The sequence below is a fragment of the Nocardiopsis sp. ATB16-24 genome, from assembly GCF_030271535.1.
GTDB lineage: Bacteria > Actinomycetota > Actinomycetes > Streptosporangiales > Streptosporangiaceae > Nocardiopsis.
The window spans coordinates 57,713-74,176 of record NZ_JASCXJ010000009.1; the positions used below are offsets into that span (position 1 = coordinate 57,713).

14 protein-coding genes are annotated in these 16,464 nt (G+C 68.4%); 3 read left to right on the forward strand and 11 right to left on the reverse strand.

The window, feature by feature from the left end; translation table 11 throughout:
- Nucleotides 1-168: 168 nt before the first annotated feature.
- The 5 genes from PFX91_RS12065 to ctaD form a co-directional block, all read right to left on the reverse strand.
- Nucleotides 169-783: an energy-coupling factor transporter transmembrane component T family protein gene (locus PFX91_RS12065; protein ID WP_285731598.1), complete on the reverse strand. Its 615-nt coding sequence runs from the start codon at nucleotides 781-783 to the stop codon at nucleotides 169-171.
- Entirely contained in the window at nucleotides 780-1,460 is a 681-nt protein-coding gene (locus PFX91_RS12070) for an energy-coupling factor ABC transporter ATP-binding protein (RefSeq protein WP_285731599.1), read from the reverse strand. The genes PFX91_RS12065 and PFX91_RS12070 overlap by 4 nt, the downstream gene beginning before the upstream one ends.
- The gene (locus PFX91_RS12075) at nucleotides 1,460-2,086 is read right to left on the reverse strand and encodes a biotin transporter BioY (RefSeq protein ID WP_285731600.1); all 627 of its coding nucleotides are present in this window, start codon (nucleotides 2,084-2,086) and stop codon (nucleotides 1,460-1,462) included. Before PFX91_RS12075 ends, PFX91_RS12070 begins: the two co-directional genes overlap by 1 nt.
- Before the next feature lie 149 nt (nucleotides 2,087-2,235).
- The gene (locus PFX91_RS12080) at nucleotides 2,236-2,601 is read right to left on the reverse strand and encodes a hypothetical protein (protein ID WP_285731601.1); all 366 of its coding nucleotides are present in this window, start codon (nucleotides 2,599-2,601) and stop codon (nucleotides 2,236-2,238) included.
- Between the two features lie 111 nt (nucleotides 2,602-2,712).
- Nucleotides 2,713-4,335 (reverse strand): aa3-type cytochrome oxidase subunit I, encoded by a 1,623-nt coding sequence (gene ctaD, locus PFX91_RS12085; protein WP_285731602.1) that lies wholly within the window; start codon nucleotides 4,333-4,335, stop codon nucleotides 2,713-2,715.
- Nucleotides 4,336-4,856: 521 nt separating this feature from the next.
- Between ctaD and PFX91_RS12090 the strand changes: the two genes are divergently transcribed.
- Entirely contained in the window at nucleotides 4,857-5,849 is a 993-nt protein-coding gene (locus tag PFX91_RS12090) for a type IV toxin-antitoxin system AbiEi family antitoxin domain-containing protein (RefSeq protein WP_285731603.1), read from the forward strand.
- A 73-nt stretch (nucleotides 5,850-5,922) separates the two neighbouring features.
- Here PFX91_RS12090 and fmdA read toward each other — a convergent pair whose 3' ends face one another.
- The 6 genes from fmdA to hrpA all read right to left on the reverse strand — a co-directional run bounded on the left by fmdA (nucleotide 5,923) and on the right by hrpA (nucleotide 14,602).
- The gene (gene fmdA, locus PFX91_RS12095; RefSeq protein WP_285731604.1) at nucleotides 5,923-7,179 is read right to left on the reverse strand and encodes a formamidase; all 1,257 of its coding nucleotides are present in this window, start codon (nucleotides 7,177-7,179) and stop codon (nucleotides 5,923-5,925) included.
- Nucleotides 7,180-7,206: 27 nt separating this feature from the next.
- A complete protein-coding gene (locus tag PFX91_RS12100; protein ID WP_285731605.1) occupies nucleotides 7,207-7,494 on the reverse strand; it encodes an FmdB family zinc ribbon protein in 288 nt (95 codons plus the stop codon).
- Complete coding sequence (locus PFX91_RS12105) at nucleotides 7,466-8,122, reverse strand: hypothetical protein (protein WP_285731606.1); 657 nt, start codon at nucleotides 8,120-8,122, stop codon at nucleotides 7,466-7,468. Before PFX91_RS12105 ends, PFX91_RS12100 begins: the two co-directional genes overlap by 29 nt.
- 11 nt (nucleotides 8,123-8,133) lie before the next feature.
- Nucleotides 8,134-8,973 (reverse strand): SMP-30/gluconolactonase/LRE family protein, encoded by an 840-nt coding sequence (locus PFX91_RS12110; protein ID WP_285731607.1) that lies wholly within the window; start codon nucleotides 8,971-8,973, stop codon nucleotides 8,134-8,136.
- Nucleotides 8,974-9,342: 369 nt separating this feature from the next.
- Nucleotides 9,343-10,440 carry a lactonase family protein gene (locus PFX91_RS12115; protein ID WP_285731608.1) on the reverse strand — a complete coding sequence of 366 codons (1,098 nt, stop codon included), beginning with the start codon at nucleotides 10,438-10,440 and terminating at the stop codon, nucleotides 9,343-9,345.
- Between the two features lie 211 nt (nucleotides 10,441-10,651).
- A complete protein-coding gene (hrpA, locus tag PFX91_RS12120; RefSeq protein WP_285731609.1) occupies nucleotides 10,652-14,602 on the reverse strand; it encodes an ATP-dependent RNA helicase HrpA in 3,951 nt (1,316 codons plus the stop codon).
- A 410-nt stretch (nucleotides 14,603-15,012) separates the two neighbouring features.
- Between hrpA and PFX91_RS12125 the strand changes: the two genes are divergently transcribed.
- Both PFX91_RS12125 and PFX91_RS12130 read left to right on the forward strand, forming a co-directional pair.
- Nucleotides 15,013-16,083, forward strand: coding sequence for a serine/threonine-protein kinase (locus PFX91_RS12125; RefSeq protein WP_285731610.1), 1,071 nt, complete (start codon nucleotides 15,013-15,015; stop codon nucleotides 16,081-16,083).
- A gap of 155 nt (nucleotides 16,084-16,238) precedes the next feature.
- The gene (locus PFX91_RS12130; RefSeq protein ID WP_285731611.1) at nucleotides 16,239-16,430 is read left to right on the forward strand and encodes a hypothetical protein; all 192 of its coding nucleotides are present in this window, start codon (nucleotides 16,239-16,241) and stop codon (nucleotides 16,428-16,430) included.
- Nucleotides 16,431-16,464: the final 34 nt, after the last annotated feature.

The window sequence follows — 16,464 nt, forward strand, 5'->3', positions numbered from 1 at the left end:
AGGCACGGGTTGCGGCGGGGGGATCACGCCGTGGCACGGTATCACCGGTTCGTTGACACGGAGCTTCTCGTCTGTGGACTTATTATCCCCCAAAGCACCACATAAGCGGCCATCCGATATGTGATCGATAGGGGCCCCGTCGTTGCGCCTCGGCCCTGGTCGTGGTGTTCAGCGCCGTGTGGCCTCGTCGATCCCCCGGGCGACGAGCGCCTCTCCCGTGGCGTCGGCCATCCGCAGCAACTGCACGATGACCGGGACCACGAGCAGATGGGGATATCCGGTCAGCCCTCGGGCCAGATATCCCTCCCTGGCGGCCTGCCAGGCCGCGGCGACCATCGGGATGGACCGGATCGTCAGCGCCAGGACCAGGGCGATCCGGGCGGGGTCGGCGCCCACGTGCCGTAGGGGGCGGACCATCCACGCGAAGAGGTCGAGCATCTCGCGCACGCGGGTGGTGAGCGTGACGAGGTTGGCGAGCAGGACCAGGGCGGCCAACTGGGCGCACAGGCGCAGAGCCGTCTGCCATTCCCCGAAAAGGATCTGGAACAGGCCGATGGCCAGCAGGAACGGCCACAGGACGCGCAGCACCGACCAGGCCCGCCCCAGGGGAAGTCCCACCAGCGGATAGAGCACCAGGGCGACCGCCAGGGCCGTGAGCGCGACCCGGTGGTCGGCGGCGGCGATGAGGCCGACACCGACCAGCAGCAACGCGAGGAGTTTGGCTCCGGCGGGGAGACGGTAGAGCGGTCCATCACCGGGGACGTAGAGGCCGACGGTGCTCATCGTCCGTCCATGAGTCCGATGTAGTGGTCCACGGCGTCACCGGGCGCGCCGTCGAAGACCACCCGGCCGGCGTCCATGACCAGGACCCGGTCGAAGCCGTCGAGCAGGTCCAGGTCGTGGGTGAACAGGATGACCTGCTGTTCCAGGCCGTCCAGGACGCGGTGCACCATACGGGTGTTGCGCAGGTCGAGCAGAGTGGTGGGCTCGTCGCAGACCAGGACCTCGGGCTCGGTGACCAGGACCGAGGCCAGGGCCAGGAGCTGTTTCTGCCCGCCGGACAACAGGTGCCCGGGGTGGTCGCGGTGACCGTCGAGCCCGTAGCGGGTCAGCACGGCCTCGACCCGACGTTCGGTCTCCTCCCGTCCGAGCCCGAGGGAGCGCAGACCGATCTCCACGTCCTCGGCGACCGTGGGCATGATGATCTGGTTGGCGGCGTCGGAGAAGACGAAGCCGACCCTGCGCCGAATGTGCTTGGCGTGACGCCGGGTGTCCCATTCCCCCATCGTCACACTGCCCCTGTCGGGGACGACGAGGCCGTTGAGGGTACGGGCGAGCGTGGACTTCCCCGATCCGTTGGCCCCGATCACGCCGATGCGGTGCTGCGCGAGTTCGAGGGTGATCCCACACAGCACCGGGCGACCATCGTAGGAGTGCCGAACCTCCTCCAGTCGCAGCATCAGGCGGTCTCGCCGCCGCCGTCGGCCTCCACGACGGGGCGCCCCGCGGGCGGGATGGGGTAGGCCCGAAGGACCGCCTGGGCGATGAGCGCGGTGACGACGGCCTTGACCAGGTCACCGGGCAGGAAGGCCAGCATGGAGTAGGTGGTGGCCAGGGCCCCACTGCCGGCCACGACGGCCATCCAGGGGATACCGACCGCGTAGATGACGAGGATGCCGCCGACGACGTTGATGCCCAGGCCGGGCCAGAAACGGTAACGGCCCTGACGAGTCATGAGTTCGGTGAGTACGCCGATGACCAGGGCGGCCAGAATCCAGCTGACGATGAACCCGCCCGTGGGTCTGGCCAGGACACCGATGCCTCCCATGCCTCCCGCGAACAGGGGCAGTCCGGCCAGGCCGAGGGCGATGAAGGCGGCGACGGCGAGGGCGCCGCGCTTCCAGCCCAGGAGGGCGGGGGCGAGCATGATGCCGAGGGTCTGCAAGGTGATCGGGGCCGGGGAGAACGGCAGCGGGATGGCGACGGTGACGCTGAGCGCGGCGATGAGCGCCGCGAAGACCGCGATGAGCGCGAGGTCCCGGGCCGTCAGCCCCTTGTGGCGGACACCCGTCTTGGTCGTGGGCATGGGTGGGACTCCCTCGGAAAGGACGTAGGAGTGCGTTACTCCTCATTGTCCGTTACGCCGTCGGCGAGGGAGCAGGGGCGGAGTGCACAGTTCGCGTAGGGCGTCCTTGTAGGGTTCGGCCTGAGACGGACATCACAGGAGCGAGTCGTTCAGCGGCCCCTGGCGCGCCCTCGGTAGACCAGGCGCCCGGAGCCGTCGGGACTGTAACGCGCCCGTCCCCCACCGGGTACGGCCAGCACCAGCCCGGGCCCTCCCGGGCGGGCGGCGCTGGTGGAGGGGATCCGTTCACCGTCCAAGGGACCGCCGACCAGTTCGGTCCATCCCGCCCGGGTCCGCACACACGCCGCCGCGAGCACGGCGGCCCCCACGCAACACGCGGCCAGGACGAAGGCGACGTGGTCGGTCAACGCCCACAGCATCAGCAGGACGACCACGGACAGAAGAACGGTGAACACCACACCGGCGCGGCCGTCCAGGAGCGGTCGCTGTGCGTTGTCGCCAGGAGAGGGACTCACGATCCTGCGCTTTCCACCCGAACCGGTCTTTCCGTACGGCCGGTGCGTTGAGCCTGTTCGAAGGACGGGTGCTCCCGGAAAGGAGCACCCGCTGAGGTGCTCGTTCGGGGACTACGTCCTCTCGGGGTCCGTGGCTTGGGGAGCCGCGGCCTGCGGATGGTGCAGGTCGAACGCGGGACGCTCGGAACGGATCCGCGGCAGCGACGTGAAGTTGTGCCGCGGCGGCGGGCAGGAGGTCGCCCACTCCAGCGAGTTGCCGTAACCCCACGGGTCGTCCACGGTCACCTTCGGCGCCCTCTTCGCGGTGACGTAGACGTTCCACAGGAAGATCAGCGTGGAGGCGGCCAGGACGAACGAGGAGATCGAGGAGATCTGGTTCAGCTCGGTGAAGCCGTCCGAGGGCAGGTAGTCGGCGTAGCGACGCGGGAAGCCCGCCGCGCCCAGCCAGTGCTGCACCAGGAACGTGCCGTGGAAGCCCAGGAACAACAACCAGAACTGGAACTTGCCCAGCTTCTCGTTGAGCATCTTCCCGGTGAACTTGGGCCACCAGAAGTAGAAGCCCGCGAACATCGCGAACACCACGGTGCCGAACACCACGTAGTGGAAGTGCGCCACCACGAAGTAGGTGTCGGTGACGTGGAAGTCGATGGGCGGGGAGGCCAGCAGCACACCGGTCAGACCACCGAAGAGGAAGGTGACCAGGAAACCGATGGTGAACAGCATCGGTGTTTCCAGGGTGATCTGGCCGCGCCACATGGTGCCGACCCAGTTGAAGAACTTCACCCCGGTGGGGACCGCGATGAGGAAGCTCATGAACGAGAAGAACGGCAGCAGCACCGCACCCGTACCGAACATGTGGTGCGCCCACACCGTCACCGACAGGCCGGTGATGGCGATGGTCGCGCCGACCAGGCCCTTGTAGCCGAAGATCGGCTTACGGCTGAACACCGGGATGATCTCGGTCGCGATGCCGAAGAACGGCAGGGCGATGATGTACACCTCGGGGTGGCCGAAGAACCAGAACAGGTGCTGCCACAGGAGCGCACCACCGTGGTTGGCGCCGTAGACCTGACTGCCGACGATACGGTCGGCTCCCAATCCGACGAGGGCACCGGTCAGCACGGGGAACGCGATGAGCACCAGGATGCTGGTGAGCAGGGTGTTCCAGCTGAAGATCGACATGCGGAACATCGTCATACCGGGTGCGCGCATGCACAGGCCGGTGGTGATGAAGTTGACCGATCCCAAGATGGTGCCCAGACCCGACATGAGCAGGCCCAGCACCCACAGGTCGCCTCCCACGCCTGGGGAACGGATCTCGGTCGACAGCGGTGGATAGGCGAACCAGCCGAAGCTGGCCGCGCCACTGGGGGTCAGGAACCCGCCGATGGTGATGAGGCCGCCGAACAGGAACAGGTAGTAGCTGAGCAGGTTCAGCCTGGGGAACGCCACGTCGGGCGCGCCGATCTGCAACGGCATGATCACGTTCGAGAACCCGATGAACAGCGGGGTCGCGAACAGCAGCAGCATGACTGTGCCGTGCATGGTGAACATCTGGTTGAACGTCTCGTTGGACACGACCTGCTTGCCCGGCAGGAACAACTCCGCACGGATCACCAGCGCCATGATCCCGGCGAGGAGGAAGAAGGCGAAGGAGGTGATCAGGTACATGTACCCGATGACCTTGTGGTCGGTGGAGGTGATCCACCCGACGATGAGGGAGCCTTTCCTCACCTCCTTCTCACTCGCCCCGCGTTCCGCCGAAACATCTACCACGATTCAACCCCCACATGCGCGAAACCACGGAAAAGCCAAGGCCGACAGCGGCCGTTTTCCAGCCCCGTGCCCTGCGGATCCTTCTGACCCCGAGGAGCAACGTTAACGCAGGCGGAAGCCTCACGCTCCCATTTTTGGACGCGTTTACCCTTCCTCTTTCTCGCCTTTTCGGCGATCTACACTTTTCCGATTTGTCAGCAATCATGGAGATTGGGAAGGGTCATTTCCCCAGAAATACATTGACCCCGGCGATCCTTTCCCCAGAGCCGGGAGAGTGACCGAATCCGGCTCTGGGGGATCGGCTCGGCGAGAACAGGGGCCGCTCCGACCGCGGCAGGGTGAATTCGAAGTGCGCCGGCATCGGTCCCCTCTCGGCGTGTGCGACTACCCCCGTACGCGGGGCATGTCGAAGGGATCACGTTGTCCACAGGTGTCGGTGCGGGGCTGCGACGGCCCTCACATCCCCGCACCCTTGGGACATGGATCTTCCAGCACCTCCCACGGCCCCGACCTCTTCCACACCCCCCGGCGACTCCAAGCGTCCCCTCCTCAGAGCCCTGATGATCGCCGAACGGCAACACGGTGTGCTCAGCCTGCCCCAGGCAAGGGACGCCGGCCTCAGCAAGAACGACGTCCACACGCTCAGGCGCAACGGCACCCTGGGCAGCCCCTACATCGGGGTCTACTCGGTGCGGTCCCTCCTCGACCGCTCCGACCCCGCCGGTTTCCTGCACACGTCGGTCATGGCCGCCCAACTGGCCCTGGGGCCGCGCTCCTTCGCGGGCGGTCGGACCGCGGCTCACCTGTGGGGCATGCGGGGCCTGCCCCCGTGGGACGGGCACACCGTGCACATGGTCGTCCCCGGGCCAGGAACAAGGCGTCACCGTCCCCGCGTCACGCTGCACACCTGGGAGATCGACCCGGAGGAGACCACCACGCTCGACGGCGTCATCCGCCTGACCGACCCCGGGCGGACCCTGCGTGACACCCTCCTGTCCGTGGACCGCGAGACCGCCGTGTGCCTCATGGACTCGGCGCTCAACCAGGCACTCATCTCAGAGGAGGAACTCACCCCACTGGTACTGGCCAACCGTGGACGCAAGGGAAGCGTGCGAACACGCCGTTGGCGGCCCCTGGCGGACGGACGGGCCGAAAGTCCGCTGGAGACCAGGGTGCGCCTGGCCTGCACGGACGCGGGGTTCCCGCCCACCGACCTCCAACACCGTTTCCTGGACGGCACCGGCCGGACCATCGCCGTGGCCGACATGTGGTGGGCGGAGTCCAGGCTCATCGGTGAGGCGGACGGGCTCGGTCCGCACAGCCTGCCCCAGGCGCTGGCCAGGGACCGCATCCGGCAGAACGACCTTCAGGTATGGCACCCGAATGTGCGCATCGTCCGGTTCACCTGGCAGGACCTGTACCGGCCCGGGTACATCGCCTCGGTCCTCGCCCGGGCAGCCGGGCGGGTGTGAGAGTGCTGTTGGAGGCGCTGAAGGCGCTTTCTGGTGTTGATGGGAGCACTGACAGCGCTTTCTGGTGTTGGCCTCACTCCCCCGCGGCCCTCGGCGCACCGATCCCCGGGTCGATCCGCACGGGACCCGACGCGGACGGTCGTACGTCGAAGTCGAAGATCGCGGTCGGCAGGTAGACCGTGGCGCACGCGTTGGGGATGTCCACCACGCTGGAGAACCTTCCCTCGATCGGCGCCGCTCCCAGGAGCAGGTAGGCCTGCTCGGGGCTGTAGCCGAACTTGGTCAGGTAGTCGATCGCGTGCAGGCAGGCCCGCTGGTAGGCGAGCTGCGAGTCCAGGTAGCGCTGTTCGCCGTCCAGGGTCACCGAGATCCCGGAGAAGGCGAGCCATTCCGCGTACAGGGGCTGGGTGTTGCCCGGCATGAACAGGGCGTTCTCGCTCACCCCGTACGTCTCCATGCCGCCCTTGATCAGGTCGACGTGCAGGTCGATGAACCCGCCCATCTCGATGCCGCCGCAGAAGGTGATCTCCCCGTCGCCCTGGGAGAAGTGCAGGTCTCCGACCGAGAAGTTCGCCCCGGGGACGTACACCGGGTAGAACACGCGGGTTCCCCGGGTGAGGTTCTTGATGTCCTGGTTGCCGCCGTTCTCCCTGGGCGGGGCCGTCCTGGCGCCTTCCGCCGCCACACGGTCGAACTCCTCACCGCTCAGCGTCCCCAGGATCGCGTCCTGCGGTTCGGGCGGCAGCGCCAGCGGCGGGACCCGGTCGGGGTCGGTCGCGATCAGCGCGCCCTCCCTGCGGTTCCACTTGGCCAGCAGTTCCGCGGAGGGGGCCGTGGCCATCAGCCCCGGGTGGGTCATGCCCGTGAACGAGACCCCGGGGACATGCCGGGACGTGGCCACCTCACCACGAAAGTCCCACACCGCCTTGTAGGCGTCGGGGAACTGGTCGACCAGGAAGGATCCGCCGTTGCGCTTGGCGAAGATACCCGTGTACCCCCAGCCCTGTCCGGCCAGGGGACCGGAGTCCTCCTGGGGCAGGGGTCCCACGTCCAGGATGTCGACGAGCAGAAGGTCTCCCGGTTCGGCCCCCTCGATCCGGATCGGACCCGACAGGGCGTGCACCTTGGACATCGGGGCGTCGCGGATGTCCTCCGCCGAGTCGTCGTTCTTGATCGCACCGTCGAACCACTCACGGCAGTGCAGACGGAAGACGTCCCCGGGGTTCACCCGGACGGCGGCGGGGATGTCGGGGTGGTACCTGTTGTGTCCGATGATCTCCTGTTCTGTGAACGGCTTGCTCGAGTCCAGAGGAAAGATGAGTTCGGGCACCGGCGGGTTCCTTTCAAAAGAGCGTCGTCAGGGTCTGGGAAGTCGGCGGTGTGCCGGGTTGTGCGTGTACCGCTGTGCGGGCCGCCCTGTGGGAGGCGGTACCGACGTGACCACGTCCGGTGCGTCCCCGCTGCGTTCGGCGCTCTCGAACGCGGTCGTCACGGCGCGGGGCAGACCGCCGAGCATCGGAGCGGAGAACACCCGGCGAGCCCGCCCACCGCAGTCCGGGCACGACAGGGTCGGCGGTGCCGCCCCCATCGCCGCTTCGAGTTCGATACCGCCGTGCTCAGCGCACACGAACTGGTAGGTGGCCATAGGGCGATCCCTTTCTGTGGACGAGATCCCTCAGCGTCCCCGTAACCTGAGCGCCTGCCCGCCATCGCCACGAAGGAAACAGAGTGTGATCATAAAGTTTCTCTTCGTGATCACAGTGGCGTCGGCCTCGGTACCGGACGATGCTGGTGTGGAAGGAGGGCCTCGGGCGGAGGCCCAGGCTGCCTGCCCGAGGGCGCTGATCCGGCGACCCCGCTACATGTTCCACCGCCGTTGAAGGTCCGCGCCCACCTCGTCGGAGTGCCGGTTCCGCGTCTCGGGGACCCATTTGGCGACGAAGGCCAGACCCACGAGACAGATCACGGCGAAGGTCCAGCAGTCGGCGCAGATCACCTTCGTCGGTGGCGTCCGCGGCCACGTAGCGCGTATCACGGACGACGGCGTCGACCGCGGGTCCGCTCGCGTCGGCGTCCGCGAACGCTCGTGCGACGGTCGCCCGCCACTCCTCGTCGCTTCCTTCGCCCCTGTTGCTGCCGACGAGGAAGAGGGCGTCCAGCGAGGACAGGGCGATGAGGCTGCCCAGGCCCGGTAGCAGCAGTCTCGTGGTGAGGTCTCCATGTGCGCCGAGGATGACCAGGGTCTGTGTCCGCTCGCCCGTCGAGTCGTCCATGGGTCTTCCCTTTATCCGGCGAACTCCCGGGCGGCCATGCCCCGGACGCCCGGTGTGCAGGTGAACAGCGCGCCCGCCTGCGGCTCGTCGCCGGGGTCGAGGTGTTCGCGCGAGGTGGTGATGAACAGTCGGTCGAGTGCGGGGCCTCCGAAGGTGCACGCCGTGACCTTGGTGACCGGGAGCTCCACGACCTCGTCCAGGTCGCCTTCCGGTGTGTACCGGCGCACCGAACCGCCTCCGTACAGGGCGACCCACACGCCGCCTTCCTCGTCGACCGTCAACCCGTCCGGGTCACCCGGTACGTCGGCGAACCGGCGACGTCCGCTCAGGCCGCCCGCAGGGTCGTAGTCGAAGACGTCGATACGGTCCGTCGCGGTGTCGACGTAGTACGCACGGCTCCCGTCCGGGCTCCAGTCCAGCCCGTTGGAGACCGTCACGGCGTCGAGGACGACGGTCGTCGAACCGTCGGGGTCCAGCCGGTGGACCGCTCCGGCCCCGGACCGGAGGTCGTAGGCCATGGAACCGCAGTAGAACCGCCCGTCGGGGTCACACCCTCCCTCGTTCATGCGAACACGGTCATCGCTCCACAGGGGTTCCAGGAGGGTCACCGTCCCGTCCGCGTCCTCAAGGGCGAAGCCGCGTTCGACACCGATCACGGCTCCTCCGCCTCGTCTGGGGCGGACCGCGGCGACCACGGTGTCGATGTGGCGCCGCGCCACGGCGCCGTCCGAGGAGAGCGACAGCACGTCCCCCGCCAGCATGTCCAACCAGCGAAGGCCGCCCCAGGCGGTCGACCAGACCGGCCCCTCGCCGTGGTAGGCGAGCGGATCGGTGACCTGTTCGACCTTCATCGTCGCCGCCTTCCTTGGGAGGACCCCGCCGATGAGCACGGCGATGTCCACGTTCTTCCGGGTTCGGGGAGAGGTTCGCCCCACGATCGTGGGGCGACATCACACCCCACCATAACCGAGAGACACTTCTAAATCACTTACAGTGACTGCCCTGATGGTGGGATGAGGAGGGCGTCGTGCGGCACCGGCCGTCATCGACGTGCTCGGGCGCCTTCCGGCGGCGCCCACCGGTGGCGGACGGGTGGGCGGGCCGCTCCGCGCGCTGGACACCCGCCCTCGTCGTTGAGAACGGGCACCACCTCGCCACCTCCTGACCCGCGGCGACCTGGTGCTCATGGCCGCTTCGCACGCCCGACTACAAGTACAAGGTCACGAGGAGGGATGCGGGGTCGAGGATGCGGCGGTGCGGCGTATGCGCCGGAGAGGGACCGGGAGCACGCAGACCGGCACCGGGAGCGCCAGGCGGTGGCCGGTGTCGACGGGGACGCCGGTGTCGGGGTCCAGCCGCAGGGACGCCAGCGAATCCCCGTTCTGGGCGGCCACCACCAGGTGGTCGGGCTCCTCGTGGTGGCCCCGCACCACGGTGAAGTTGCGCGGCCACGCTCCCCCGGCGGAGACGCCGACCACGTGTTCCAGGCGCGCGCCGCCGTCGCGCAGGGCGAAGACGGCGATCTGGTCGGCCCCCCGGTTGGACAGGTACACGTACCCTCCGTGGTGGAGGATCTCCGCGGGGAAGTTGTCCCCGGCCGCCGCCTTTCCGGTGGCGTGGACGGCTTCGAGGTGCTCGCCGGTTCCGGTGTCGGAGTCCCAGCGCACCACGTGCACCCGTGAGTCGAGTTCGCCGGCCACGTACACGTACTCCCCCGCCACCGTCATGTGACGGGGACCGGTTCCCGGCGGCAGCGCGACGACGCCGACCTGCTCACCCTGGCGCAGGACGCGCAGTTCGTCGGTGCCCAGGTCCGCCACCAGGACGTGACGCGCGTCGGGGGCGACGGCGCTGTGCGCGTGCGGGCCCTCCTGCCTGTCGGTGACCGGGCCGCTTCCGGTGTGCGTGAGTGCGGTCGAGGTGGCGAAGGTGCCGTCCTGGGACAGTCCGTGGACGCTCACCACCCCGTTGGCGTAGTTGGTCACCACCAGGTCGGAACCGGTCGCGAGCACATGGCAGGGCGATCCGCCTCCGGTGGACACCTGGGCCAGTTCGGTGAGGTCGGCGCGGCCGTCCACTCCGAAGGCGGTGACGGTGCCCTCGGTCCGTTCGTTGACCGCGTAGACCGTGGGCGGGTCCTCGCGGAAGGCCAGGAAGGAGGGCCCGGTCGTGCGCGCGGCCACGCCGCCGTCGGCCATCCGCCCTGTCAGCGGGTCGAACCAGACGCGGTGGATCCCCTCGCCCTCCCCCGAGGGCTGGGAGTCGGGGGTGTAGGTTCCCACGAGCAGAAGCCGTCGTCCGTCCGCCGATCCGCCCATCGGGGCCCCGCTTTCCTCATGTCCCAGCGCTTTTTCGACACAGTGGTCTACACCACTACAGGCGATGCTACAGGCGGCTCGGAATCTCGTCGGCGCCGGCTCCGTTCCACCCTCGCCGCCCGCACCGGACAGGTGAGGTCGCCAGGACCGTGGAACGAGCCGGGGGCGTCGTCCGTGTCGGACGGCGCCCCCGGACCCGCTCGATGACGACCTACTCGCGGCCGGCGGCCTTGACCGCCTCCACCGCCTTCAGGATGCGCTTGTCCGAGACGGGGTAGGCCGTGCGCAGCTCCTGGGCGAACAGGCTCACCCGGTACTCCTCCAACATCCAGCGCAGCTCCACCACGTCCGGATCCGCCGCGCGCCCGGCGGCCAGGTTTCCTCGTACCTTGGCCACGGCCTGGCGCATCTGCTCGACCTTGGCCATGTTCACCTGGTCGCGGCGCGGGTTCTCCGGCAGCTTGTTCAGGCGTTGCTCCACCCCGCGCAGGTAGCGGTGCAGGTGGTCCAGGCGCGCCAGTCCCGTGCGGGTGATGAACCCGTCCCCGACCAGGTCGCCGAGCTGTCCCTGCACATCGTTGAGCGAGGGCAGCACGGCCAGGGAGGTGGTCCCCTTGACCTTCTTGGACACCTTGCGCCACTGCACGAGGGCCCGGGCCGCCTTGTCCAGGACGTCGGCCAGGGTGTCACCGAGGTCGGCGCGCACCCGGTCCGCCAGCTTCCGGAAGTCCTCGCCGTTCCACACCGGGCCGCCCTCGCGGGCCAGCAGGTGGTCGACGGCGGCCATCTCGGCGTCGGCGAGCATCTTCTTGACCGACCCGTGCGGGTTGTCGGCCAGGGCGAGCTTGTCGGGGTTGTTCAGCCCCTTGCTGACCACGTGCGCCACGGAGGGCACGGTGAGCAGCAGCAGACGTCGGGTGCCGGCCCACATGGCGGCGCGCTGCTCGGGTCGGGTGTCGAAGATGCGGATCGCGACGCTGTCGCCCTCGTCCACCAGCGCCGGGTAGCCCCTGACCTTGGGTCCCAGGGCCTTGCGTTCCAGGGTCTGTTCCAGCGGACCGAAGTCCCAGGAGGTCAGCCCCTTCTTCTCCACGCCCTTGGCCTCGGCCGAGATGGCCTCGCGCAGGCGCGGTTTGAGTTTGGCCCGCAGCTGTTCGAGGTCCTTGGACTCGGCCGGGACGCGGCCCCGGTCGTCCACCGCGCGGAAGGTGATGCGCAGGTGGTCGGGCACCTTCGTCAGGTCGAAGTCCGAGGGCCTGATCCGGTCTCCCGCCATCTGGGTGAGTTCGGCGGCCAGCGCCTCGGTGAGCCTTCCCTGGTAGGGGGTGAGTCCGCCGAGCGCGCGTGCGGCGTTGTCCGGCACGGGTACGAAATTGCGGCGCAGCGGCTTGGGCAGGGAACGGATCAGCGCGGTGACCAGGTCCGCGCGCAGTCCCGGGATCTGCCAGTCGAACCCGGTGTCCTCCACCTGGTTGAGGAACTTCAGCGGGATGTGCGCGGTCACGCCGTCGGCGGCGCTGCCGGGCTCGAACTGGTAGGTGAGGTCGAACGTGAACGCGCCCTGACGCCACACGTCGGGGTAGTCGTCCTCGCTGACGTCGTCCGCGCCGTCGTTGAGCAGTTCCTCACGGGTGAAGTCGAGCAGCTCGGGGTCGGTGCGGCGGGCCTTCTTCCACCAGGAGTCGAAGTGCGCGGCCGACACCACCGAGTCGGGGACACGGGCGTCGTAGAAGGCGAACAGCGTCTCGTCGTCCACGACGATGTCGCGGCGGCGGGCGCGGTGTTCGAGGTCCTCCACCTCCTCCAACAGTGCGCGGTTGGCGTGGAAGAAGTGGTGGCGGGTGTCCCAGTCGCCCTCGACCAGGGCGCGGCGGATGAACAGTTCCCGGGAGAGTTCGGGGTCGATCCCGCCGTAGGAGACCTTGCGCTGCACGACGATGGGCACGCCGTAGAGGGTGACGCGTTCGAAGGCCATGACGGCGCCGCGCTTGCGCTCCCAGTGCGGTTCGCTGTACTGGCGCTTGACGATGTCCCCGGCCAGCTCCTCGGCCCACTCCGGTTCGATCTTGGCGACCATGCGCCCCCAGAGCTTGGAGGTCTCCACCAGCTCGGCGGCCATCACGAAGCGCGGCTGCTTCTTGAACAGGGCCGAGCCGGGGAAGATGGCGAAGCGCGCGCCGCGTCCGCCCAGGTACTCGTGTTTCTCGGGGTCCTTGAGGCCGACGTGGGAGAGCAGTCCGGCCAGCAGCGACATGTGCACGCCGCGGGGGTCGGTGGCCTCCTCCCGCAGGCTTGGAACCTCCACGTCCATGGAGCGCAACACCTGTTTGAGTTGGCCATGGATGTCCTGCCACTCGCGTACGCGCAGGTAGTTGAGGTACTCCTCGCGGCACATCCTGCGGAACTGGTTGCCCGACAGCTCGCGCTGCTTCTTGCGCAGGTGGTTCCACAGGTTGAGGTAGGCCAGGAAGTCCGACTCCTTGTCGGCGAACCTGGCGTGCGCCTGCTGGGCCTGCTGCTGTTTGTCGGTGGGGCGTTCGCGCGGGTCCTGGATGGACAGGGCCGCGGTGATGACCAGTACCTCGGCCAGACAGTCGCGTTTCTCGGCCTCCAGGACCATGCGGCCCAGGCGCGGGTCGATGGGCAGTTGGGCCAGTCGGCGGCCGATCCGGGTGAGTCTGCGCTTGTTGCCCGAGGGGTCGGGGTGCAGGGCGCCCAGTTCGGTGAGGAGGTTGACGCCGTCCTTGATCTGGCGGTGGTCGGGGCCGTCCACGAAGGGGAAGGCCGCCACGTCGCCCAGGCCCAGTGCGGCCATCTGCAAGATGACCGAGGCCAGGTTGGTGCGCAGGATCTCCGGGTCGGTGTACTCGGGGCGGGACAGGAAGTCCTCCTCCGAGTACAGCCGGATGCAGATGCCCTCCGACACACGGCCGCAGCGGCCCTTGCGCTGGTTGGCCGAGGCCTGCGAGACGGCCTCGATGGGCAGACGTTGCACCTTGGTGCGGTGGGAGTAGCGGGAGATGCGCGCGGTGCCGGGGTCGATGACGTACTTGATGCCCGGGACGGTCAGGGAGGTCTCGGCGACGTTGGTGGCCAGCACGATGCGGCGCCCGCGATGGGAGGACCACACGCGTCTTTGCTCGGCGGTGGACAGGCGGGCGTACAGCGGCAGGATCTCGGTGCTCGGGAGCTTCTTCTTCTCCAGGGCCTCGGCGGTGTCGCGGATCTCGCGTTCGCCGCTGAGGAAGACCAGCACGTCTCCGGGGGCCTCGCGACCGAGTTCGTCGACGGCGTCCAGGATGGCCTGGGTCTGGTCCCGGTCGGTCCCGCCCCCGGGGTTGCTCTCCTCCGGGTCGAGGATCTCCTCCGAGATCGGCCGGTAGCGGACCTCCACCGGATAGGTGCGGCCGGAGACCTCGACGATGGGGGCGTCGTCGAAGTGGCGGGAGAAGCGCTCGGGGTCGATGGTGGCGGAGGTGATGACCACCTTCAGGTCGGGGCGCTTGGGCAGCAGTTGCTTGAGGTAGCCGAGCAGGAAGTCGATGTTGAGACTGCGTTCGTGGGCCTCGTCGATGATGAGCGTGTCGTAGGCGCGCAGCATACGGTCGTGCTGGATCTCGGCCAACAGGATGCCGTCGGTCATCAGCTTGACCAGCGTGCTGTCGCTGGAGGAGTCGGTGAAGCGGACCTTGTAGCCGACGGTCTCGCCCAGAGGGGTGCCGATCTCCTCGGCGATGCGCTCGGCGACCGTGCGGGCCGCCAGCCGGCGGGGCTGGGTGTGGCCGATCGTGCCCATGACACCGCGTCCCAGCTCCAGGCAGATCTTGGGCAGCTGGGTGGTCTTGCCCGAACCGGTCTCACCGGCGACGATGACGACCTGGTTGTCGCGGATGGCCTCGGCGATGTCCTCGCGGCGGGCGCTGACCGGCAGCGACTCGGGGTAGGTGAGCTCGGGCACGGACTCACGGCGCAGCTCCAGGCGCAGCTCGGCCCGGTCGATGTCGGCGGCGATCTGGGTGAGGACGGAGGCGCGGCGGCGCTCGTCACCGATCCGGTTCAGACCGTCCAGACGCCGACGGAGTCGGTGGCGGTCCGAGGGCATGAGATCGCGCAGCCGGGGACGCAGTGAGTCCGCGGTGGGCGCGGGCGTGGTGGTGCTCATCAGTAGTCAAGGGTAGAAGGGGTGGCAACCGGTTTTCTCGCGGGTGCCGGGGCGGGGACGGCGCGGCGGCGCACGACGGGCCGCGGGCACGTTAGGAGCCAACGTCCGAAAGGTCGGTTCTGTTCCTCGGAGGCGGCGCGGACGGCGCTCCGGGCGGTCGGGCTGCGGGTCCTCGGCCTCACTCTTGGGCGAGGGCCGCCACGTCCTTCGAGAGCACTCGCGTGTTCCGGCGACGTCGAACCGTTCGCCTTCCGACTCCTGGTCCACGGAGAACACCGGAATTCCCCTCGGGTTCCGATGGTGGTGGTCGGACTCCAGAAGAATTCCCACCCGACACCCCTGCGGTGTCACCCGTCATTGCCCATAATCATCGCAAGGCCCGCACCCCCTTCAGAAGGCAGGTCCCCGCGGTGAGACATGAGATGACCGAGATCGGCGGGTACCGCCTGGTCCGAGAACTGGGCCAGGGCGGCTTCGGCGTGGTCTACCTCGGCGAGAACGTCAATGGAGAGCAGGCGGCGATCAAGCTGTTACGCGTGGGGCCGGACGCCGGTCCGCGCTTCTTCGAGGATTTCGCCAAGGAGGTGGAGGCCGCCAAGAGAGTGGAGTCCTTCTGCACCGCCCGGGTGCTGGACGCCGATCCCCACGCCGAGCAGCCGTGGATCGCCACCGAGTACATCGACGGTCCCACGCTGGCACAAGACGTACGGAACCGGGGACCTCGCACCGGCGCCGACCTTCACTGGCTCGCCGTGCAGACCGCGACCGCGCTACGCGCCATCCATGCCGTCGGCATGGTCCACCGCGACCTGAAACCGTCGAACATCCTGCTCGGGGCGGACGGCCCTCGCGTCATCGACTTCGGCATAGCCCGCGCCTTCGAGGCCACCTCCTTCACCGTCAGCGCCATGCTGGGCACCCCTCAGTACATGGCCCCCGAACAGTTGGAGGACGGTCGGCTCACCCCGGCCGTCGACATCCACGCCTGGGGTGCGGTGATGGTGTACGCGGCGACCGGCCGCCATGCCTTCACCGCCCAGAGTCAAAGCGGCCTGCTGCGTAAGATCCTGCTGGAGGACCCGGACCACTCCGGAGTGCCCGAGCCCTTGGGCGCGGTGGTGCGTCGGTGCATGGCCAAGGATCCGGCCCGACGCCCGAGTGCACGCGAGCTCCTCGACCTCCTGATCACAGGACACACATCGCCGCAGGCGGCACCGCCTCCGTCCCTGTCCCGGCCTCCTTCTCCCCCGCCGCCCGGGAACCCCTTCCCGACGTCTCCGCCGGGTTCCGCCACGCCCCTACCGCTGTCCCTGCTCGAATCCCGAAGGGGAGAACTGGCGGTCTGGGTCGAGGAACTGCGCAAGGAACGCGCCGTTCAACGTCGAATGTCCGTGATCCGTTTCCTGGCCGTCCTTCCTCCCGTCTTCTTCGTCCTCGCCCCCGTGGCCCTCATCATCGCGTCGTTGATCTTCCTCGATTGATGAACGGATACCGCGTCGTCGATGCTCTTCCTTCCCTCACCCATGCGATCCGCCCTATCGACGATGAACACAACATCCGCCCCACATAAGGAGTTCCGATCTTCATCCTCACGGTAGGCATCTCGATGTTCATCCTGACCTTCCCCTTTTCATTGATGGTCATCAAATGGAGCAGGAAAAGCAGAATCGACCACTCCAGGCGTCCGTACTGGTACCAGCCGGAACAGGCCGGCCTCGAAGAACAGATCGACCGGGCCGAGGCCGAGCTCCAACGGCTGGACGGGCTGATCGCGGCCCACAGGCGGCAGGGACCAAGGGTTCAGGACCCCGGTCCGATGTCCGGATGAGGGACGGACGGTGACCGCCCGCCGCGAAGACCGG